Annotated in this window: 19 protein-coding genes and 2 tRNA genes; 14 read left to right on the plus strand and 7 right to left on the minus strand. The window is 52.0% G+C overall.

The window, feature by feature from the left end; translation table 11 throughout:
- The first annotated feature begins 7 nt into the window (after positions 1–7).
- Entirely contained in the window at positions 8–1,267 is a 1,260-nt protein-coding gene (gene murA / locus HV311_RS02675; RefSeq protein ID WP_003839949.1) for a UDP-N-acetylglucosamine 1-carboxyvinyltransferase, read from the plus strand.
- Between the two features lie 59 nt (positions 1,268–1,326).
- On the opposite strand, the gene sfsB is transcribed toward murA, so the two are convergent.
- Positions 1,327–1,611, minus strand: coding sequence for a DNA-binding transcriptional regulator SfsB (gene sfsB / locus HV311_RS02680; RefSeq protein ID WP_191220683.1), 285 nt, complete (start codon positions 1,609–1,611; stop codon positions 1,327–1,329).
- A gap of 222 nt (positions 1,612–1,833) precedes the next feature.
- Complete coding sequence (gene ispB, locus HV311_RS02685; protein WP_019077785.1) at positions 1,834–2,805, minus strand: octaprenyl diphosphate synthase; 972 nt, start codon at positions 2,803–2,805, stop codon at positions 1,834–1,836.
- Between the two features lie 257 nt (positions 2,806–3,062).
- Here ispB and rplU point away from each other — a divergent pair, with 257 nt between their 5' ends.
- The 4 genes from rplU to cgtA all read left to right on the plus strand — a co-directional run bounded on the left by rplU (position 3,063) and on the right by cgtA (position 5,932).
- Positions 3,063–3,374, plus strand: coding sequence for a 50S ribosomal protein L21 (gene rplU / locus HV311_RS02690; RefSeq protein ID WP_003025032.1), 312 nt, complete (start codon positions 3,063–3,065; stop codon positions 3,372–3,374).
- Between the two features lie 19 nt (positions 3,375–3,393).
- Positions 3,394–3,651, plus strand: coding sequence for a 50S ribosomal protein L27 (rpmA, locus tag HV311_RS02695; RefSeq protein ID WP_003025030.1), 258 nt, complete (start codon positions 3,394–3,396; stop codon positions 3,649–3,651).
- A gap of 127 nt (positions 3,652–3,778) precedes the next feature.
- Positions 3,779–4,744 (plus strand): DMT family transporter, encoded by a 966-nt coding sequence (locus HV311_RS02700; RefSeq protein WP_016154677.1) that lies wholly within the window; start codon positions 3,779–3,781, stop codon positions 4,742–4,744.
- A 15-nt stretch (positions 4,745–4,759) separates the two neighbouring features.
- Positions 4,760–5,932: an Obg family GTPase CgtA gene (gene cgtA, locus HV311_RS02705; RefSeq protein WP_016154676.1), complete on the plus strand. Its 1,173-nt coding sequence runs from the start codon at positions 4,760–4,762 to the stop codon at positions 5,930–5,932.
- A 95-nt stretch (positions 5,933–6,027) separates the two neighbouring features.
- Here cgtA and dacB read toward each other — a convergent pair whose 3' ends face one another.
- Complete coding sequence (dacB, locus tag HV311_RS02710) at positions 6,028–7,461, minus strand: serine-type D-Ala-D-Ala carboxypeptidase (protein WP_191220684.1); 1,434 nt, start codon at positions 7,459–7,461, stop codon at positions 6,028–6,030.
- A gap of 248 nt (positions 7,462–7,709) precedes the next feature.
- On the opposite strand from dacB, the gene greA reads away from it, so the two are divergent.
- Positions 7,710–8,186, plus strand: coding sequence for a transcription elongation factor GreA (gene greA, locus HV311_RS02715; protein ID WP_016154674.1), 477 nt, complete (start codon positions 7,710–7,712; stop codon positions 8,184–8,186).
- A gap of 153 nt (positions 8,187–8,339) precedes the next feature.
- Here greA and yhbY read toward each other — a convergent pair whose 3' ends face one another.
- Positions 8,340–8,633 (minus strand): ribosome assembly RNA-binding protein YhbY, encoded by a 294-nt coding sequence (gene yhbY, locus HV311_RS02720; RefSeq protein ID WP_003025016.1) that lies wholly within the window; start codon positions 8,631–8,633, stop codon positions 8,340–8,342.
- Between the two features lie 125 nt (positions 8,634–8,758).
- On the opposite strand from yhbY, the gene rlmE reads away from it, so the two are divergent.
- From rlmE to glmM, 4 genes are all read left to right on the plus strand, one after another.
- Complete coding sequence (gene rlmE, locus HV311_RS02725; RefSeq protein ID WP_003025015.1) at positions 8,759–9,388, plus strand: 23S rRNA (uridine(2552)-2'-O)-methyltransferase RlmE; 630 nt, start codon at positions 8,759–8,761, stop codon at positions 9,386–9,388.
- 99 nt (positions 9,389–9,487) lie between these two features.
- Positions 9,488–11,422 carry an ATP-dependent zinc metalloprotease FtsH gene (gene ftsH / locus HV311_RS02730; protein ID WP_019077783.1) on the plus strand — a complete coding sequence of 645 codons (1,935 nt, stop codon included), beginning with the start codon at positions 9,488–9,490 and terminating at the stop codon, positions 11,420–11,422.
- Between the two features lie 98 nt (positions 11,423–11,520).
- Entirely contained in the window at positions 11,521–12,369 is an 849-nt protein-coding gene (folP, locus tag HV311_RS02735) for a dihydropteroate synthase (RefSeq protein WP_181636214.1), read from the plus strand.
- A complete protein-coding gene (glmM, locus tag HV311_RS02740) occupies positions 12,362–13,699 on the plus strand; it encodes a phosphoglucosamine mutase (RefSeq protein ID WP_047413953.1) in 1,338 nt (445 codons plus the stop codon). The genes folP and glmM overlap by 8 nt, the downstream gene beginning before the upstream one ends.
- A 45-nt stretch (positions 13,700–13,744) precedes the next feature.
- Here glmM and dcuC read toward each other — a convergent pair whose 3' ends face one another.
- Together dcuC and iadA are read right to left on the minus strand one after the other, a co-directional pair.
- The gene (gene dcuC, locus HV311_RS02745) at positions 13,745–15,211 is read right to left on the minus strand and encodes a C4-dicarboxylate transporter DcuC (RefSeq protein ID WP_016157568.1); all 1,467 of its coding nucleotides are present in this window, start codon (positions 15,209–15,211) and stop codon (positions 13,745–13,747) included.
- Between the two features lie 10 nt (positions 15,212–15,221).
- On the minus strand, positions 15,222–16,355 hold the full coding sequence (gene iadA, locus HV311_RS02750; protein WP_103284281.1) for a beta-aspartyl-peptidase: 1,134 nt from the start codon (positions 16,353–16,355) through the stop codon (positions 15,222–15,224).
- A 148-nt stretch (positions 16,356–16,503) separates the two neighbouring features.
- On the opposite strand from iadA, the gene HV311_RS02755 reads away from it, so the two are divergent.
- The 3 genes from HV311_RS02755 to HV311_RS02765 all read left to right on the plus strand — a co-directional run bounded on the left by HV311_RS02755 (position 16,504) and on the right by HV311_RS02765 (position 17,993).
- Positions 16,504–17,397, plus strand: coding sequence for a LysR family transcriptional regulator (locus HV311_RS02755; RefSeq protein WP_191220685.1), 894 nt, complete (start codon positions 16,504–16,506; stop codon positions 17,395–17,397).
- 167 nt (positions 17,398–17,564) lie between these two features.
- Positions 17,565–17,897, plus strand: a complete 333-nt coding sequence (gene secG, locus HV311_RS02760) for a preprotein translocase subunit SecG (RefSeq protein ID WP_003025000.1) — start codon at positions 17,565–17,567, stop codon at positions 17,895–17,897.
- A 9-nt stretch (positions 17,898–17,906) separates the two neighbouring features.
- Positions 17,907–17,993 (plus strand) — tRNA-Leu (locus tag HV311_RS02765).
- A gap of 204 nt (positions 17,994–18,197) precedes the next feature.
- On the opposite strand, the gene argG is transcribed toward HV311_RS02765, so the two are convergent.
- Positions 18,198–19,541, minus strand: coding sequence for an argininosuccinate synthase (gene argG / locus HV311_RS02770; RefSeq protein WP_003024998.1), 1,344 nt, complete (start codon positions 19,539–19,541; stop codon positions 18,198–18,200).
- A gap of 334 nt (positions 19,542–19,875) precedes the next feature.
- Between argG and HV311_RS02775 the strand changes: the two genes are divergently transcribed.
- Positions 19,876–19,952: transfer RNA gene (locus tag HV311_RS02775), tRNA-Met, on the plus strand.
- The last annotated feature ends 181 nt before the right edge of the window (positions 19,953–20,133 follow it).

Below are 20,133 nucleotides of genomic sequence, written 5' to 3' on the forward strand. Positions count from 1 at the left end.
CAGAATAATGGATAAATTTCGTGTTCAGGGGCCAACCAAGCTCCAGGGCGAAGTCACAATTTCAGGCGCTAAAAACGCCGCGCTGCCGATCCTGTTTGCGGCGCTGCTGGCTGAAGAACCTGTAGAGATCCAGAACGTCCCGAAACTGAAGGATGTTGACACCTCAATGAAGCTGCTGAGCCAGTTGGGGGCGAAAGTTGAGCGTAATGGTTCTGTGCACATTGATGCACGTGACGTGAACGTCTTCTGTGCGCCGTACGATCTGGTCAAAACCATGCGTGCATCCATCTGGGCGCTTGGGCCGCTGGTTGCCCGCTTTGGCCAGGGCCAGGTTTCACTGCCGGGCGGCTGCACCATCGGCGCGCGTCCGGTTGACCTGCACATTACTGGTCTGGAGCAGTTAGGCGCGACTATTAAGCTTGAAGAAGGCTATGTGAAAGCGTCCGTTGATGGCCGCCTGAAAGGCGCGCATATCGTCATGGACAAAGTGAGCGTCGGCGCGACGGTCACTATCATGTGCGCAGCAACGCTTGCTGAAGGCACTACCATCATCGAAAACGCCGCGCGTGAACCGGAGATCGTGGATACCGCGAACTTCCTGATTGCGCTGGGCGCAAAAATCACAGGCCAGGGTACCGATCGTATTACCATCGAAGGCGTTGAGCGCCTCGGCGGCGGTGTGTATCGCGTTCTGCCTGACCGCATCGAAACCGGTACTTTCCTGGTCGCAGCGGCAATTTCTCGCGGCAAAATTATCTGTCGTAATGCACAACCTGACACGCTGGATGCCGTTCTGGCGAAGCTGCGTGATGCGGGAGCGGATATCGAAGTCGGTGACGACTGGATCAGCCTGGACATGCACGGTAAACGTCCGAAAGCGGTCAATGTGCGCACGGCACCGCACCCGGCGTTCCCTACCGATATGCAGGCCCAGTTCACGTTGCTGAACCTGGTGGCAGAAGGGACGGGTTTCATCACGGAAACCGTGTTTGAGAACCGCTTTATGCACGTGCCTGAGCTGAGCCGTATGGGCGCTCACGCAGAAATTGAAAGCAATACCGTGATTTGCCACGGCGTGGAAACGCTCTCCGGCGCACAGGTTATGGCGACCGATCTGCGCGCATCTGCAAGCCTCGTGCTGGCAGGGTGTATTGCTGAAGGTACGACGGTAGTCGATCGTATTTATCACATCGATCGCGGCTATGAGCGCATCGAAGATAAACTGCGCGCGCTGGGCGCAAACATTGAGCGCGTGAAAGGCGAGTAATCGTCTACGTCTCTTGTAACCCCCAGTTCTGTGAACCGGGGGTTACTACTCATCAGTGTTCATTCAGGATTCTTTTTCTCTTTGCGTCCCCTCATCATCCGCGTTCTGTCGATAAACTCATGTGTTTTTGCATCGTGATAGCGTGACGGCCAAATCACCCACGGGTCGGTTCCCAACGATCGGGCGATAATCAACTCACCTTTTGGCCATGGGCGTGTTAACGCATTGGCCAGCGTTGATGAGCTTAATCCATTTTTACGTGATTCAGCGGCCATTGAGGTCCCTTTCTTGCGCAGTCCGGCGATGATATCGGCCGGATGCCAGTCAATCAGCTTGTTTTCCATAAACTCATCTCTCCTTTGGTTATCGACTTATGGTTCCACGATCGGTTGTGGAGACACTATAACGCCCGGAGAACGAATGTTCTAAAATGTTCATGTAAAGTGTGAGAATATTCAGAATATGCCAAATTTATGCGAAGATTGCTGGAGAGGGGGGAAGTATTTATTGGAATTTATAAAAGCATCCCGTGCAGGGCACGGGATGATGAAAGATGCCGCAGGGTATTAACGGTCGCGCTGTACGGCGATATGCGCCAGACCAATCAGCGCTTCTCTCCACGGCGTATCAGGCAGTACCTGCAGCGCAGCGATGGCCTTATCAGCCTCTTCTTCTGCACGTTGGCGAGTCCACTCCAGGGAACCACAGGCGTTCATCGCTTCCAGAACAGGCTCCAGAAGGTGACGGCCATTACCCTGCTCAATAGCCTGGCGGATCATTTGTGCTTGTTCAGGGGTGCCGTGGCGCATGGCATGCAGCAGCGGCAGCGTTGGTTTACCCTCGTTGAGGTCATCACCGACGTTTTTACCCAGTTGCTCGCCATCCGCGTTGTAATCCAGCAAATCGTCAATTAACTGGAAAGCAGTACCGAGATAACGGCCATAATCCTGCAACCCTTTCTCTTGTTCTTCGCTGCAACCAGCCAGAATGCCAGAGCATTGGGCAGCCGCTTCAAACAAACGCGCAGTCTTACTGTAGATAACGCGCATATAGTTTTCTTCAGTGATGTCCGGGTCGTTGACGTTCATCAACTGCAAGACTTCACCTTCGGCGATGACGTTGACCGCTTTCGACATGACTTCCAGCACTTTCAGCGAACCGAGGCTGGTCATCATCTGAAAAGCGCGGGTATAGATAAAATCGCCGACCAGCACGCTGGCCGCATTGCCAAACGCCGCATTCGCCGTGGCTTTTCCGCGGCGCATGTCGGACTCATCCACAACATCGTCGTGCAACAGGGTCGCGGTGTGAATAAACTCGATGAGGGCTGCAATCGTAACGTGCGCATTTTCCTGGTAGCCAACTGCACGCGCGGCGAGTACGGCGATCATTGGGCGAATGCGTTTTCCGCCGCCGCTAACGATGTAGTACCCCAGTTGATTGATCAGCTGCACGTCGGAATTGAGCTGTTCAAGGATTGTCGCATTGACCCCCGCCATATCTTGCGCGGTTAACTCATTGATTTTTTCTAAATTCATCGCAAAAGCCGGGCTTCTCGCCCCGATTACCTCACTGTATCGGAAGGTAACGTCGGGTTTAGGGTTATAAATATATGCTGATTGTACTGAAAAAACGCCATAGATAAACGTTACCGTACGTGTTGTGTTTTTTTTCTTCATGTATTGACGTAGCACTTGTCAAAGGCTCGCGTTTTGCGTAATATTCGCGCCCTATTGTGAATATTTATAGCGCACTCTGAATCATCAAAAAGGTGTGCGCGGAAGCGGAGTTTTTTATGTACGCGGTTTTCCAAAGTGGTGGTAAACAACACCGAGTAAGCGAAGGTCAGACCGTTCGCCTGGAAAAGCTGGACATCGCAACTGGCGAATCTGTTGAATTCGCAGAAGTTCTGATGATCGCAAACGGTGAAGAAGTCAAAATCGGCGTTCCTTTCGTTGATGGCGGCGTTATCAAAGCTGAAGTTGTTGCTCACGGTCGTGGCGAGAAAGTTAAAATTGTTAAGTTTCGTCGTCGTAAACACTACCGTAAGCAGCAGGGCCATCGTCAGTGGTTCACTGATGTAAAAATCACTGGCATCAGCGCTTAAGTTAAGGGGAGCAGATTAAATGGCACATAAAAAGGCTGGCGGCTCGACTCGTAACGGTCGCGATTCAGAAGCTAAACGTCTGGGCGTAAAACGCTTCGGCGGTGAAACAGTTCTGGCTGGTAGCATCATCGTTCGTCAACGTGGTACTAAATTCCACGCTGGCTCCAACGTTGGTTGCGGCAAAGACCACACTCTGTTTGCTAAAGCAGACGGTAAAGTGAAATTTGAAGTGAAAGGCCCGAAAAACCGTAAATTCATCAGCATCGTTGCTGAATAAGTTTTTCGCGTCCCGGTAACGGATAAAAGCCCCGCAACACGTTGCGGGGCTTTTTACATTCGACGGCCGGTAAATACGCTCGTCGCGCCGTGATAACCCGGAAACGAGCCCTTGCAGGGAATACGGCATGAAGCAGCAGGCAGGTATTGGTATTCTGTTAGCACTCACAACGGCAGTATGTTGGGGCGCTTTGCCAATAGCGATGAAGCAAGTGCTGGAGGTGATGGAGCCTCCTACCGTGGTGTTCTACCGTTTTTTAATGGCAAGCATTGGCCTTGGCGCTATTCTTGCGGTTAAAAAAAAGCTCCCTCCGTTGCGTATTTTTCGCAAAGCGCGTTGGCTGATCCTGTTGGCTATCGCTACCGGTGGGTTGTTCGGTAACTTCATTCTGTTTAGTTCATCCTTGCAATATTTGAGCCCAACGGCTTCGCAGGTTATCGGTCAGCTGTCACCGGTTGGTATGATGATTGCCAGCGTCTTTATCCTAAAAGAAAAGATGCGCGGTACGCAGGTGATTGGCGCCATTATGCTTCTGAGCGGTCTGGTTCTGTTTTTTAATACCAGTCTGATCGAAATTTTTACCCGTCTCACCGATTACACCTGGGGCGTTATCTTTGGTGTTGGTGCGGCGATGGTCTGGGTGAGCTATGGGGTCGCGCAAAAGGTGTTATTGCGCCGCCTGGCATCACCGCAGATCCTGTTTTTACTGTACACTTTATGTACGATTGCGTTGTTGCCGTTGGCTAAACCCGGTGTCATCACGCAGCTCAGTGACTGGCAGCTGGCATGCCTTGTATTCTGCGGCCTGAATACGCTGGTAGGATACGGTGCTCTCGCGGAAGCGATGGCGCGTTGGCAGGCGGCACAGGTGAGCGCCATTATTACGCTCACTCCGCTGTTTACGTTGTTATTTTCAGATTTATTATCACTGGCCTGGCCCGATTTCTTCGCCAGACCGATGCTAAACCTATTAGGTTATCTCGGTGCGTTTATCGTGGTTGCGGGCGCGATGTATTCCGCCATTGGTCATCGAATTTGGGGCGGTTTACGTAAGCATGAAACGGTGGTTTCGCAGCCCCGCTCAGGCGAATGATTTACGGAGAGTAAAATGAAGTTTGTTGATGAAGCATCGATTCTGGTCGTTGCAGGTGATGGCGGTAATGGTTGCGTCAGCTTCCGCCGCGAAAAGTACATCCCAAAAGGCGGTCCGGACGGTGGAGACGGTGGTGACGGTGGTGACGTTTGGCTGGAAGCCGACGAAAACCTGAACACGCTGATCGATTACCGTTTTGAAAAATCATTCCGCGCGGAACGTGGACAGAATGGCGCGAGCCGTGATTGCACCGGCAAGCGTGGTAAAGATGTCACGATTAAAGTGCCTGTAGGTACGCGTGTAATCGATCAGGGCACGGGCGAAACCATGGGCGACATGACCAAACACGGTCAGCGTCTGATGGTCGCTAAAGGCGGCTGGCACGGTCTGGGCAACACCCGTTTCAAATCCTCGGTCAACCGTACTCCGCGTCAGAAAACGATGGGTACACCGGGCGATAAACGCGATCTGATGCTGGAGCTGATGCTGCTGGCGGACGTGGGGATGCTGGGCATGCCAAACGCCGGTAAATCGACGTTTATCCGTGCGGTGTCCGCGGCGAAGCCGAAAGTCGCTGACTATCCGTTCACCACCCTGGTTCCGAGCCTGGGTGTGGTGCGTATGGACAACGAAAAGAGCTTCGTGGTTGCCGACATTCCGGGTCTGATTGAAGGCGCGGCTGAGGGCGCAGGCTTGGGTATCCGCTTCCTGAAACACCTGGAACGTTGCCGCGTACTGCTACACCTCATTGATATCGATCCGATTGACGGTTCCGATCCGGTTGAAAATGCCCGTATCATTATTGGCGAGCTTGAAAAATACAGCCAGGATCTGGCATCTAAACCGCGTTGGTTAGTGTTCAACAAAATTGATTTGCTGGACAAGGCTGAAGCGGAAGAGAAAGCGAAAGCGATCGCCGAAGCGTTAGGCTGGGAAGGTAAATATTACCTGATCTCCGCCGCCAGCCAGTTGGGCGTGAAGGATCTCTGCTGGGATGTGATGACCTTTATCATCGAGAACCCGATTGTTCAGGCTGAAGAAGCGAAACAGCCAGAGAAAGTCGAGTTCATGTGGGATGATTATCACCGCCAGCAGCTCGCTGAAGTCGAAGACGAAGCAGAAGATGACTGGGATGACGATTGGGACGAAGACGACGAAGAAGGCGTTGAGTTCATCTACAAGCGTTAATCACATTAAAAACCCCGGCCATGTTGCCGGGGTTTTGTTTCCAGGTTTCAGAAGGCCGGATTAGGTGCGTTAGCGCTGCCATCCGGCAAACATACTCAGTTATTCTGATAAATATCCTTGTATAACCGGCTCTCGAAGCGGACCAGTGGAATACGGCGATTACGCTGATCGGCTGGCTCTACCGCATAACCAGACAGATACTGCACAAATGCCATGCGCTGACCGCTTGCCGTGGTGATGAAGCCTGCCAGGTTATAGACCCCCTGCAGTGAGCCTGTCTTCGCCGATACTTTGCCATCTACGCCAGCCTGATGCAGACCCGCACGGTATTGCAAAGAGCCGTCATGGCCTGCCAGCGGCAGCATGGTGATAAAGTTCAGCTCGTTATCGTGCTGAGCGATATATTGCAGTACCTGCATCATGGTCGCCGGGGCAATCAGGTTATGGCGCGAGAGACCAGAACCGTCGGCAATAATGGTGTTGCCGATATCAATACCCGCTTGCTGACGCAGAATCTGGCGTACGGCATCAGAACCTGCTCGCCAGGTGCCAGGCACGTTAAATCGTACATGGCCAATCATACGGAAAACGGTATCGGCAATCATGTTGTCCGATTTTTTCAGCATAATCTTAAGCAGGTCGTGCAGCGGCGCCGACTGCTTACTGGCTACCACGGTCCCCGGCTCGTTGACCAGCGTCTGGCGCAGCAGAGTCCCGCTGTAAGTGATACCGGCTTGTTTTAGCTCATCTTTGATAATCGCCCCGGCATAGCTGGCGCCGTCCTGAATAGCGAATGCCAGCGGCAGCGGATCGGCTCGTTGGGGCAGGCATCCGGTCAACGTAAAGCGGTTGAGATCGCCTGGAACCACGTCCAGTTCACAATATTGCGCTTCGGCAGAGCCACGAGCGAGAGTACGCACCTGACTGAACATGGTGACCGGGTAGTAAGATGCCACGCGGATAAAGGCGAGATCGTTAGGTTTTTGCGCGCTATAGAGTGAAACCGAGAAACAGTTACGATCGACAATGGCTGCCGCGGGCGGTGCGCTAAAACACTGCGTCATGTCGTTCCAGGGCCAACCAGGCGCTTTATCATGGCTGGCGAAAATGGAGGTGTCGATCATGACATTTCCAGCAATTTGCGTCACGCCTGATTTTTTCAGGGTTGCCACCATATTGCGAATATCCTGACGTTTTAGCGTCGGATCGGCACCAAATCGCGCCACTAAGTCACCTTTCAAAACGCCGCCTTCCACGTTGCCTTTAGTCTCAAGCGTGGTGGTAAAACGAAAGTCAGGCCCGAGCTGAATCAATGCCGCCAGCGCGGTGATCACTTTCTGGGTACTGGCCGGCAGCGCCATCTGCTGGCTATGGTAATCAATAGCAGGAGCAGGTGCGCCAACCTTCTGTACCATAAGGGCGAGGTTGGCCCCGGCAGGGAGCTGATTGATATACTCGTCGACGTTCGCAGCCTGAACGCTGAACGCTATACTGGCAGTCAATCCAATGGTAAATCTGGAAAATCGCATAATCTCGCGCTAACAACCTGGAAACAGGCCGTCATACTACGGCGCAACGCCCCAAAAAGTAAACGATGACCCATAGGGAACTCCAGGGTAAAATGATCATCAAATAGAGAATTGTAGCTGACCTGGGACCCTGAGCCCCGGGTCGGTATTTTTTTGCTTCTGACTCTGGCATGGCGTATGCCAGAGTGGGCTTAGCAGCCGGGGTGAGAGCAGCCGCCCCCTACAGGAATGTTCAAGAGGTATAACAAATGCAAGCTATCCCAATGACCTTACGTGGTGCTGAAAAACTGCGCGAAGAACTGGATTTTCTGAAATCGGTGCGCCGTCCTGAAATCATTGCCGCTATCGCAGATGCGCGCGAGCATGGAGACCTGAAAGAAAATGCAGAGTATCACGCGGCGCGCGAACAGCAGGGTTTCTGCGAAGGGCGCATTAAAGATATCGAAGCTAAACTGTCCAACGCGCAGGTTATCGACGTCACAAAAATGCCGAACAATGGTCGCGTAGTTTTCGGCGCGACGGTTACCGTGCTGAATCTCGATAACGACGAAGAGCAGACCTGGCGTATTGTCGGCGATGATGAAGCCGATTTTAAACAGAACCTGATTTCGGTGAACTCGCCTATTGCTCGTGGCCTGATCGGTAAAGAGCAGGATGACGTGGTGGTTATCAAAACGCCGGGCGGTGAAGTGGAATATGAAGTAACGAAGGTAGAATACCTGTAATTCGCATCTTGGTTAAGATGTTGATACATTGTAAAGAAAGGAAAAAGGCCGCTTAGCGGCCTTTTATCAACGAAGAGAGCGTGGCATTTTGCTCTCCTGCTAGCGGAAAATCCCGCGTTTTACACAAACTTCGTGTGCAACTTTGGGATATTCTTAGCGTGGCAGCGAGATTTTACGTTCTTTAGTCGGGCGATACAGTACCAGCGTTTTACCGATGACCTGTACATTGCAGGCGCCGGTTTCGCGTACGATAGCTTCCACGATCAAGGTTTTAGTATCGCGATCTTCCGAGGCGATTTTCACCTTGATAAGTTCATGGTGCTCTAACGCTTGTTCAATCTCGGCCAGTACCCCTTCGGTCAAACCATTGTTGCCAAGCATAACTACAGGCTTGAGCGGATGTGCCAGACCTTTCAGGTGCTGTTTTTGTTTAGTACTCAGATTCATCGTATATTTTTGCTTACGTTGGGATTGAAAACGGGTCATTCTACCGCCATCTCCCATATATCGCCAAATAGCTGTGTAGAAATTTACACCATTGGTTACGATGAACTGCCCTTTGGGAATGTGAAATGACAGGTAAAAAGCGTTCTGCCAGCTCGAGTCGCTGGCTTCAGGAACACTTTAGCGATAAATATGTTCAGCAGGCGCAGAAAAAGGGGTTACGTTCCCGTGCCTGGTTTAAACTTGATGAAATACAGCAAAGTGACAAAATTTTTAAACCGGGGATGACGATTGTTGATCTCGGTGCTGCACCCGGTGGCTGGTCGCAATATGCGGTTACGCAGATCGGCAACACTGGCCGCATTATCGCTTGCGATCTTTTACCTATGGATCCAATCGTTGGTGTGGACTTCCTTCAGGGCGACTTTCGTGATGAATTAGTCCTGAAAGCGTTACTTGAACGCGTAGGTGACAGTAAAGTACAAGTTGTCATGTCTGATATGGCGCCAAATATGTGTGGAACACCGGCGGTGGATATTCCCCGGGCCATGTATCTGGTAGAGCTGGCGCTTGGAATGGCTCGTGATGTATTAGCGCCAGGTGGTAGTTTTGTAGTGAAGGTGTTCCAGGGCGAAGGCTTCGATGAGTATCTAAGAGAGATTCGCTCCCTGTTTACGAAGGTCAAAGTTCGTAAGCCGGACTCTTCTCGCGCCCGTTCGCGTGAAGTGTATATTGTAGCGACCGGGCGTAAACCATAACCGGTAGATTTCAAACGAAAGTTTGAAAGAAACTGGATATAGAGTATCCTGACGCTGTTTTTAACACAGTTGTAATATGAGGTTAATCCCTTGAGTGACATGGCGAAAAACCTAATTCTCTGGCTGGTCATTGCCGTTGTGCTGATGTCAGTATTCCAGAGCTTTGGGCCCAGCGAGTCTAATGGCCGTAAGGTTGATTACTCTACCTTCCTGCAAGAGGTCAATCAGGACCAGGTTCGTGAAGCGAAGATCAACGGACGTGAGATTAACGTTACCAAGAAAGATAGTAACCGTTACACGACCTACATTCCGGTTAACGATCCGAAGCTGCTTGATAACCTGCTGACCAAAAACGTCAAGGTTGTTGGTGAACCGCCTGAAGAGCCGAGCCTGCTGGCTTCTATCTTCATTTCCTGGTTCCCAATGCTGCTGCTGATTGGTGTCTGGATCTTCTTCATGCGTCAAATGCAGGGCGGTGGTGGCAAAGGTGCCATGTCGTTCGGTAAGAGCAAAGCGCGCATGCTGACGGAAGATCAGATCAAAACGACTTTTGCGGACGTTGCTGGTTGCGACGAAGCAAAAGAAGAAGTTGCTGAGCTGGTTGAGTATCTGCGCGAACCGAGCCGTTTCCAGAAGCTGGGCGGTAAAATCCCGAAAGGCGTCCTGATGGTCGGTCCTCCGGGTACGGGTAAAACCCTGCTGGCGAAAGCTATCGCAGGTGAAGCGAAGGTTCCTTTCTTCACCATTTCCGGTTCTGATTTCGTGGAAATGTTCGTGGGTGTCGGTGCATCTCGTGTGCGTGACATGTTCGAACAAGCCAAGAAAGCGGCACCGTGCATCATCTTCATCGATGAAATCGACGCCGTAGGCCGCCAGCGTGGTGCAGGTCTGGGCGGTGGTCACGATGAACGTGAGCAGACACTGAACCAGATGCTGGTTGAGATGGACGGCTTCGAAGGTAACGAAGGCATTATCGTTATCGCGGCAACTAACCGTCCGGACGTTCTTGACCCTGCGCTGCTGCGTCCAGGCCGTTTCGACCGTCAGGTTGTGGTTGGTCTGCCGGATGTCCGCGGTCGTGAACAGATCCTGAAAGTGCATATGCGTCGCGTACCGCTGTCTCCGGATATCGATGCGGCAATCATTGCACGTGGTACGCCTGGCTTCTCCGGTGCAGATCTCGCGAACCTGGTCAACGAAGCGGCGCTGTTTGCAGCTCGTGGCAACAAGCGTGTTGTATCGATGGTTGAATTCGAGAAAGCGAAAGACAAAATCATGATGGGTGCGGAACGTCGCTCCATGGTGATGACGGAAGCGCAGAAAGAATCTACCGCGTATCACGAAGCAGGCCACGCGATTATCGGTCGCTTGGTACCGGAACACGATCCGGTGCACAAAGTGACGATTATCCCGCGCGGTCGTGCGCTGGGTGTGACCTTCTTCCTGCCTGAAGGCGACGCAATCAGCGCCAGCCGTCAGAAACTGGAAAGTCAGATCTCCACGCTGTACGGCGGTCGTCTGGCCGAAGAGATCATCTACGGTGTTGAACATGTTTCTACCGGTGCGTCGAACGACATTAAAGTCGCGACTAACCTGGCGCGTAACATGGTTACTCAGTGGGGCTTCTCCGAGAAACTCGGTCCGTTGCTGTACGCTGAAGAAGAAGGCGAAGTATTCCTGGGACGTTCTGTGGCGAAAGCTAAACATATGTCCGATGAAACGGCTCGTATTATCGATCAGGAAGTTAAACTGCTGATTGAGCGTAACTATGACCGTGCGCGTCGTCTGCTGAACGAAAACATGGACATTCTGCACTCGATGAAAGATGCGCTCATGAAATATGAGACCATCGATGCGCCGCAGATTGATGATCTGATGGCTCGCCGCGAGGTACGTCCGCCAGCGGGTTGGGAAGAACCGGGTTCTTCTAACAACAACTCTGGCAGCACCGGCAAGCCAAGTGCGCCGCGTCCGGTTGATGAACCGCGTGCGCCGGACTCTGGCACCATGTCAGAGCAACTGGGCGACAAATAAGTTATCGTTGATGATGACCGTGTTTTAATTTAAAACCCTGGGGCTTGCCCCGGGGTTTTTCTTATTTGTATATTCAAGATGTTATCAGGGATAAAACTATGAAACTCTTTGCTCAGGGGTCTTCACTGGATCTCAGCCATCCACACGTCATGGGGATTTTGAACGTCACGCCAGATTCCTTTTCCGATGGTGGTGCGCACAACTCTCTGGTTGAGGCGGTAAAACACGCAAACCTGATGATTAACGCCGGGGCGACTATCATTGATGTGGGTGGTGAATCCACACGTCCAGGCGCGGCCGATGTGAGCGTGGAAGAAGAGTTGCAGCGAGTGATCCCGGTGGTGGAGGCGATTGCTCAACGTTTTGAAGTGTGGATTTCGGTCGATACTTCAAAAGCAGAAGTGATTCGCGAGTGCGCCAGAGTCGGCGCACATATCATTAATGACATTCGCTCACTCTCGGAGCCTGGGGCGCTGGAAGCCGCAGCAGAAACGGGATTACCGGTTTGTCTGATGCATATGCAGGGTCAGCCGAAAACCATGCAGGAAGCACCAAAGTACGAGGATGTTTTTGCTGATGTAAACCGTTACTTTGTTGAACAAATAGCACGCTGCGAGCGGGCTGGAATCACAAAAGATAAATTGTTGCTCGACCCTGGGTTCGGATTTGGTAAAAATCTCTCTCATAACTACACATTACTGGCACGTTTGGCTGAGTTTCATCATTTTAATCTGCCATTGCTGGTTGGAATGTCACGAAAATCAATGGTTGGCCAGTTATTGAATGTGGGGCCATCCGAACGCTTGAGCGGGAGCCTTGCGTGCGCGGTCATTGCGGCAATGCAGGGGGCGCATATCGTTCGTGTCCATGACGTCAAAGAAACCGTAGAAGCGATGCGTGTGGTGGAAGCCACATTGTCTGCAAAGGAAAATAAACGCTATGAGTAATCGTAAATATTTTGGCACCGATGGGATCCGTGGTCGCGTAGGCGACGCCCCAATTACCCCTGACTTTGTGCTCAAACTGGGTTGGGCTGCAGGAAAAGTGCTGGCACGTCATGGTTCACGTAAAATTATTATCGGCAAAGATACGCGTATTTCTGGCTATATGCTGGAGTCCGCACTGGAAGCGGGTCTGGCTGCCGCCGGACTGTCGGCTTCTTTCACGGGCCCAATGCCAACACCCGCCATTGCGTATCTGACGCGCGCCTTCCGTGCTGAAGCTGGGATTGTTATCTCCGCTTCGCACAACCCGTACTATGACAACGGGATTAAATTCTTCTCCATCGATGGGACCAAACTGCCGGATGCGGTTGAAGAAGCTATCGAAGCCGAAATGGAAAAAGCGATCACCTGCGTGGACTCGGCTGACCTGGGTAAAGCTACCCGTATCGTTGATGCTGCCGGTCGTTATATCGAGTTTTGCAAAGGCACCTTCCCGAATGAATTGAGTCTGAGTGAGCTTAAAATTGTGGTGGATTGCGCTAATGGTGCGACGTACCACATTGCGCCAAATGTACTGCGTGAGCTGGGCGCAAACGTGATTGCTATTGGCTGTGAGCCAAACGGTGTGAATATCAATGAAGAAGTCGGCGCTACCGACGTCCGTGCCCTGCAGGCGCGCGTGATGGCGGAAAAAGCTGATCTGGGTATTGCGCTGGATGGTGACGGCGACCGCGTCATTATGGTTGACCACGAAGGCAATAAGGTCGATGGCGATCAGATCATGTACATCATTGCCCGTGAAGCCCTGCGTCAGGGGCAACTGCGCGGTGGCGCGGTAGGCACGCTGATGAGCAATATGGGCCTCGAGCTGGCGCTGAAACAGTTGGGTATTCCGTTTGCCCGTGCGAAAGTCGGCGACCGCTACGTACTGGAAAAAATGCAGGAAAAAGGCTGGCGTATCGGTGCTGAAAACTCAGGCCATGTGATCCTGCTGGACAAAACCACCACCGGTGACGGTATCGTGGCGGGCCTGCAGGTACTGGCGGCGATGGTGCGCAACCATATGAGTTTGCACGACCTGTGCAGCGGCATGAAAATGTTCCCGCAACTGCTGGTTAACGTACGTTACACCGCAGGTAGCGGCGATCCGCTGGAACATGAAAACGTGAAAGCGGTGATGGCTGAAGTTGAAGCTGCACTGGGCAATCGCGGACGTGTTCTGCTGCGTAAGTCAGGTACTGAACCGTTAATTCGCGTGATGGTTGAAGGTGAAGATGAAGCGCAGGTGACTGAATTCGCTCACCGTATTGCCGATGCCGTCAAAGCGGTGTAATCACTAAAGACAGTGAAAACCGGAGTCTGGGACTCCGGTTTTTTTTTACTGTACGGGAAGCGATTGTTTATGTCGGCGCTGCCAGAAGTAACCACCGATCATTAATATTACAAGGACTGCCAGCCACGGCAGAACCGCCAGCAAATGCCCTGACCGGGCAAAGGTCAGCGCAATCATCAGTAACCAACCGCCCAGCATCGGAATCGCGGTGCGCTTAACAATGTCCACAGGTGAGACGCCTGCAATTCCCGCGATAGCAATGATGACGCCGGCAATGGGGGATAACGTACGACCAATACCCGCCGATATCTGGATAGGCAACATCATGACTGCGATATCGCTACCGATATGACGGCTGATGTCCGGTACCATTGGGGCGAAGGAGAAAAACGCCGCATTTCCGGAGCCCATTAGCGCTGAAATTGCAAAGGTGATAAGGGTCATCAGCAGGATAATAGAGGCGGCGCTGAGGCCAAATTCACCGGAAAGCGACAGCAGCGCATCGACGGCGCCAATAGCTTTCAGTCCGGCTGAAAAGACTTCACCGGCGATAATCAGCGTGACGACGGTGGCAAAAACGCTGCCCATGCTGTCAAAGACTTTTTGTACGCCTGCCATCACCTCGCGCGCCTTACGATGACGGCAATACTCACAAACCAGGGTAATGGCGAGGCTTATCAGTACGGCGGTATCCAGCGTAATTTTGAGCGAACTGAATACTAAATCACTGCACACCAGCATCAACACCAGAGGTAGCATGGGCAGAAAAAGCCAAGCGATCGGTGCTTCAGTTTCATCGGTCGACGTTAATGTCTGCATCTGCTGAGCCACACCGTCACTGCTTTCCCGATGGTCGAAAAAGCGTTGCACAACAATATGTAACAGGGCGATGAACAGAATAACGGGGACGACGATCGGCAACTGATCCTGCACGAAATAGTTCACCACCTCGATGCCTGCGGTTTTGGCGGCGAGAACCGAGTTGCCGGAACCTGGACCAAATTCAACCGCACAGGTACTGGCGATAACGGCGGCAACGGCAGCGCGGCTACAGCCAAGACGGGTCAGCAGCGGGTAGAGCGTCGCCATCAACAGCAGACCCAGCCCGGTGGCGCTGCTGATAAACAGCGACAGGAATTGACCCAGCAACAGCGCCAGCCCCAACAGCAGATACGGTGAGTTCAGGCGTTGCAAAGGGCGAGATGTCACCCGAACCAGCACCTGGCTTGCGCCAATGGCCGACATATATGTAGCGAAACCACCAATCAGCATAATTTGCAGCCCAAGGCCGCCGAGGCGCACGCTCAGGGTATCGCGAATAAACTCGAAGGCATCAAAGGGGCCGAATCCGGTGCTTTTTTTCACCAGGTCACTGAGCGTGGTCATCCCGCTAAAATGCGCGATAAGCAGCAGCACAATCCCGGTCAACAGCAACACTGACTGGGGGTGATATTTTTTGAGGATCAGACGTCCGGCAAAAATGATGGCAATTAGCGCCAGTAATAATGACATTCTTGCCCCCTTACTCGAAGTTGCCAGTAACCAGGCACTCGCCATCCCGCAGCAACGGCTTACCCGCAGCGAACAGATGGGCCAGCGAGAGGTCATCATTGAGTACACAGATATCAGCACGTTCCCCGGCGCAGAGCACGCCGCCGGAAATACCCAACGAGCGCGCAACGTTTGCCGTCAACATCGCGATCGCTTGTGGCACAGGGATCCCCACATCAATCAAGCGAGGAAGAAGATTAAGGTTACCTGCGACCGGTGCCGCGCTTAAGCCTTCCACAATACCCTGGGCGTTGAAGCGCGGAACGCTGCCATTACCATCAGAGCTGATCGTGATGCGATCGGCTGGAACCTGGGCTTCCAGAGCGTGGAGGATTGCCTGCTCCTGAGGCATAAAGCGACTACCGCCAGACGTAACGTCGATATGGCCGCCACGATGAGCGAACGCAATCGCCTGTTCGAACAAGGGCGCTGTTCTCGCAACATGGGTCGGTGAAATGTGGTGAATCGGAATGCCTGCATCACACAGCTCAATAAGCTGCGACATCCCTTCCGGCAGATTCCCAAGATGTACATGCAGTAACCCTTTTTTGCCTGCCAGCAGGGAAGCCACGCGGATATCGCTTACTATTCTCAGCAATTCCTGGAAAGAGGGGTAAGAACCACGGTGATCGGCGAGGGCGATTTTGACGCCAAGTATCGCCGGAATGAAGGTCATGTCATCGCGGATGGATCGCGTAATGGTTGGGCTGGGTACCGCGTAGGCTCCCGTATGCATAAATGCGCGTAATCCCTCAAGGTTGAGAGACTGCATTTTGGCGTAGAGGTCTTTGGGCGAACGAGAAATGGCATCGGTACCTAACACGCCGACAACCGTGGTAATACCTGCCTGAATCAGATCGCGTAGCTTGACGGCTGGCGTTCGGCTGGCAAATCCAGCCTCGCCACCGCCACCGGTAAGATGGACATGCTGATCGATTATGCCTGGGATAACCCATTTGCCATGACAATCGACGACCTCGTCGACGCCATCAAACAGGGAAATATCTTTTTCTACCGCCACAATTCGGTCGGCATGAATGAGCAGGGAGCAGAGGCCTAAATCCTCGGGAGAAAAAACACGGGCATTGGTCAATAAAGTAAACATATCGGTCCTGTCAAACGTCGTGGGTGAGAGTCGGCAGGTGAAAAGGAATATTGTTGTTATGATGCCCACCATAAAGCCATTACTATAACTATGACTATTACCGATTTGGTATTGGAGGATGCGGTTATGGCATGGTGGAGAGTTCAACGTGGATTGTAAGTGGCTGGAAGATTTTCTGGCATTGAGTCAGCATGGAAACTACTCTCAGGCCGCGGCGCAGCGGCATATTACTCAACCCGCACTCAGTCGGCGTATAAAGGCGCTGGAAGAGGTGTTAGGGGTACCGTTGTTTGACCGGACCACGACCCCCGTTACGCTGACACGCTATGGTGAACGCTTTGAACCCTATGCCCGGCACGTCCTCAGTACACTAACAGAGGCGCGCCACGAGCTATCGGCGATGACGCCAGCAACGGACAATACGCTGGTGATGGTTAGCCTGCATACGCTGTCGGTGAATATCCTGCCGGATATGATCAACTATCTGCGACAGAGCGAACTGCAGTTAAATTTTACGGTTAATGCCAGTATTCAGGGGATAGACAACCACTTTAACGCCTTGATAGATCGGCAAATCGATCTGCTGGTGACCTACGATTTACCGTCTTCGCAGCCGGGGCTGGAGATTGCCGGAGGGTTAAAACGTTCACTATGGCGGTATGAGCGATTTATACCGGTTATTTCTGCGCAGTTGGCTAATGCGCTTAACGATCCGCATGCGCCGATCCCATGGCTATGCTATAGCGACTACACCTTTGTCAGACGCATTATTGAGCCAGCTGAACAACGCGTCCGCCCACGTCTGAAAAAAGTGTTTGAGAGTGGTTTAAGCGAAACGATACGAGAAATGGTGCTGCGGCATATGGGAATGGCATGGTTACCCGAATCGATGGTGGCGGAAGAGTTGGTGAACCAGCAAATTATTCACTGCTGGCCAGAAAACGCTGACCTGATTTGTGAAATCCCCGTTGTGGTATGGGCGAATCTTGACGATCAACGCGCCGTCATGCAGAGATGCTGGGAGAAGTTGCTGCGTTTTTGATTGATATGGCGATTTTTTCCGCAGTTGATACAATGCCAACAAATTGCCCTTGCGAAGGTTATTCGCTTTGGTTAGTATTCACACCCGCTTCAGTGGGAAACAGTAAACATTCCCGCTTTAATGGTCGAAGCATTGTACGCGGCAACTCCGCAAGGAACAGGTTGATTATGCACGAAGCTCTTTTAGTAGTTTTCCTTATTGTGGCAATTGGCCTGGTAGGCTTGATCATGCTGCAGCAAGGCAAAGGCGCTGATATGGGAGCCTCTTTTGGCGCAGGCGCTTCTGGTACTCTGTTTGGTTCAAGTGGTTCTGGTAACTTCATGACCCGCATGACAGCTGTATTGGGAACCTTGTTCTTCATCATCAGTCTGGTGCTGGGTAACATGAACAGCAATAAGACCAATAAAGGAAGTGAGTGGGAAAATCTGAGTGCACCGGCGAAAACCGAGCAAACTCAGCCAGCTGCTCCGGCTCAGCCGACCAGCGATATCCCACGTTAAGTATTCTGTACCGAGGTGGTGGAATTGGTAGACACGCTACCTTGAGGTGGTAGTGCCCTAACGGGCTTGTGGGTTCGAGTCCCATCCTCGGTACCAAATTCCAAAAAAAAGACGCTGCAAAGCGTCTTTTTTTTCGTCTGTCATTTGTGGTAGTTCTGTAGGTCGGATAAGACATTTAGGACGCCATCCGACTATTACAATACCTGATGATGCCAAGCTTATCAGGCCTCAGGGTAACAGAACATCCCTATTTTCTGCGCATAAAAAAGGCCGCTTTCGCGGCCTGAAGATGATGAATATTTACTTCGCCTTGTTTTCCAGATTTTCAACCTGCGGCAGGCCGGTTGTGGAAGAGGCGGTCAGCAGGCCAGACTGCGCATAACCGAACAGCTTCTCGCGGGTATCAGTGATATCCAGATTACGCATGGTCAACTGACCGATACGATCATCCGGAGAGAATACCGAGTCGCCTTTTTCCATCGTCAGACGTTCTGGTTTGTAAGTCAGATTGTCAGACACGGTGTTGAGGATTGAGTAATCATTACCGCGACGCAGTTCCAGCGTCACTTCACCCGTAATCTGGCTGGCAACCCAACGCTGCAGACCGTCACGCAGCATCAGTGCCTGAGAGTCAAACCAGCGACCCTGATACAACAGACGACCAAGCTGGCGACCGTGTGCGTGATACTGCTCGATGGTGTCTTCGTTGTGAATCCCGGTCAGCAGACGCTCGTAGGCGATGTGTAGCAATGCCATCCCCGGAGCTTCGTAGATGCCCCGGCTTTTCGCTTCAATGATACGGTTTTCAATCTGATCGCTCATACCCAGACCGTGACGACCGCCGATGCGGTTGGCTTCCAGCATCATCTCAACGTCGTCGCTGAAGGTTTTACCGTTCAGCGCAACCGGATGACCCTGCTCAAAACGCACGGTGACTTCTTCTGCCGGGATCTTCACGCTCTCATCCCAGAATTTCACGCCCATAATCGGGTTGACGATTTTGACGCTGGAGTTCAGAAACTCGAGGTCTTTTGCTTCGTGGGTCGCCCCGAGCATATTGGAGTCCGTTGAGTACGCTTTCTCAACGGACATCTTGTAGTCGAAACCACAGGCAATCATAAATTCGGACATCTCATGGCGACCGCCGAGTTCATCGATAAAATCGGTATCCAGCCATGGTTTGTAAATCTGCAGTTCGGCGTTGGTCAGCAGACCGTAACGATAGAAGCGTTCAATATCGTTACCTTTATAGGTGCTACCGTCACCCCAAATATTTACGCCATCTTCTTTCATGGCCGCAACCAGCATGGTGCCGGTGACAGCACGGCCCAGCGGAGTGGTATTGAAATAGGTCAGTCCGCCGGTGGTGTTGTGGAATGCTCCGCACTGAATCGCAGCAATCCCTTCGGCAACCAGCTGCTTACGGCAATCTACCAGGCGAGCATTCTCAGCACCATATTCCATTGCACGGCGAGGAATGGCGTCATAGTCATCCTCATCCGGCTGGCCCAAATTCGCAGTATATGCATATGGGACAGCCCCTTTTTGTCGCATCCACAGCAGTGCTGCACTGGTGTCCAGGCCGCCGGAAAAAGCGATACCAATACGTTGACCTACCGGGAGATGCTTGAGAATCGTCGTCATAAAATAAAACCCTGCTTGATAGACTGGTGAAGAGGTCGGCTTATTATACTAATTGCATTTTTATGCAAAATAAGTGAGTTTTCATTTAATCATCTTTTCTGGATGACAGGAAGAGTTTAGTGATAATTTCGTTAAATAACGGCGCGGGTGACACATTTATCTGGTCGAATATTCGCTGGGCAGCATTCATTGATTTGCATAGTCGTAACAAGGTTGACATACCGCATAGTGAATCAATATACTGTGCGCAGATTTTACGTCCCGTCCTCGGTACCAAATCCCAGCAGTATTTGCATTTTTTACCCAAAACGAGTAAAATTTGCCACGTTTCAGGCGCGGGGTGGAGCAGCCTGGTAGCTCGTCGGGCTCATAACCCGAAGGTCGTCGGTTCAAATCCGGCCCCCGCAACCACTTTCCCTTAGAGTTCTTTTTCAAATATACTGTGAAGACTTAGGCCTTCGTAGCTGGATTTGAAAAAAATTCTTTCGGAAGGTTTTCCGAACCGCAGGTGCGGTTATAGGGTTCAGTTATATAAAGCCCCGATTTATCGGGGTTTTTTGTTATCTGACTACAGAATAACTGGGCTTTAGGC

The organism is Citrobacter sp. RHBSTW-00881 (assembly GCF_013728515.1).
GTDB classification, from domain to species: Bacteria; Pseudomonadota; Gammaproteobacteria; order Enterobacterales; family Enterobacteriaceae; genus Citrobacter; species Citrobacter braakii.

Bases quoted from the DNA above. Each gene is read 5' to 3' on its own strand.
- murA (WP_003839949.1), top strand. From the start codon at position 8: ATGGATAAATTTCGTGTTCAGGGGCCAACCAAGCTCCAGGGCGAAGTC.
- sfsB (WP_191220683.1), bottom strand. From the start codon at position 1,611: ATGGAAAACAAGCTGATTGACTGGCATCCGGCCGATATCATCGCCGGA.
- ispB (WP_019077785.1), bottom strand. From the start codon at position 2,805: ATGAATTTAGAAAAAATCAATGAGTTAACCGCGCAAGATATGGCGGGG.
- rplU (WP_003025032.1), top strand. From the start codon at position 3,063: ATGTACGCGGTTTTCCAAAGTGGTGGTAAACAACACCGAGTAAGCGAA.
- rpmA (WP_003025030.1), top strand. From the start codon at position 3,394: ATGGCACATAAAAAGGCTGGCGGCTCGACTCGTAACGGTCGCGATTCA.
- HV311_RS02700 (WP_016154677.1), top strand. From the start codon at position 3,779: ATGAAGCAGCAGGCAGGTATTGGTATTCTGTTAGCACTCACAACGGCA.
- cgtA (WP_016154676.1), top strand. From the start codon at position 4,760: ATGAAGTTTGTTGATGAAGCATCGATTCTGGTCGTTGCAGGTGATGGC.
- dacB (WP_191220684.1), bottom strand. From the start codon at position 7,461: ATGCGATTTTCCAGATTTACCATTGGATTGACTGCCAGTATAGCGTTC.
- greA (WP_016154674.1), top strand. From the start codon at position 7,710: ATGCAAGCTATCCCAATGACCTTACGTGGTGCTGAAAAACTGCGCGAA.
- yhbY (WP_003025016.1), bottom strand. From the start codon at position 8,633: ATGAATCTGAGTACTAAACAAAAACAGCACCTGAAAGGTCTGGCACAT.
- rlmE (WP_003025015.1), top strand. From the start codon at position 8,759: ATGACAGGTAAAAAGCGTTCTGCCAGCTCGAGTCGCTGGCTTCAGGAA.
- ftsH (WP_019077783.1), top strand. From the start codon at position 9,488: ATGGCGAAAAACCTAATTCTCTGGCTGGTCATTGCCGTTGTGCTGATG.
- folP (WP_181636214.1), top strand. From the start codon at position 11,521: ATGAAACTCTTTGCTCAGGGGTCTTCACTGGATCTCAGCCATCCACAC.
- glmM (WP_047413953.1), top strand. From the start codon at position 12,362: ATGAGTAATCGTAAATATTTTGGCACCGATGGGATCCGTGGTCGCGTA.
- dcuC (WP_016157568.1), bottom strand. From the start codon at position 15,211: ATGTCATTATTACTGGCGCTAATTGCCATCATTTTTGCCGGACGTCTG.
- iadA (WP_103284281.1), bottom strand. From the start codon at position 16,355: ATGTTTACTTTATTGACCAATGCCCGTGTTTTTTCTCCCGAGGATTTA.
- secG (WP_003025000.1), top strand. From the start codon at position 17,565: ATGCACGAAGCTCTTTTAGTAGTTTTCCTTATTGTGGCAATTGGCCTG.
- argG (WP_003024998.1), bottom strand. From the start codon at position 19,541: ATGACGACGATTCTCAAGCATCTCCCGGTAGGTCAACGTATTGGTATC.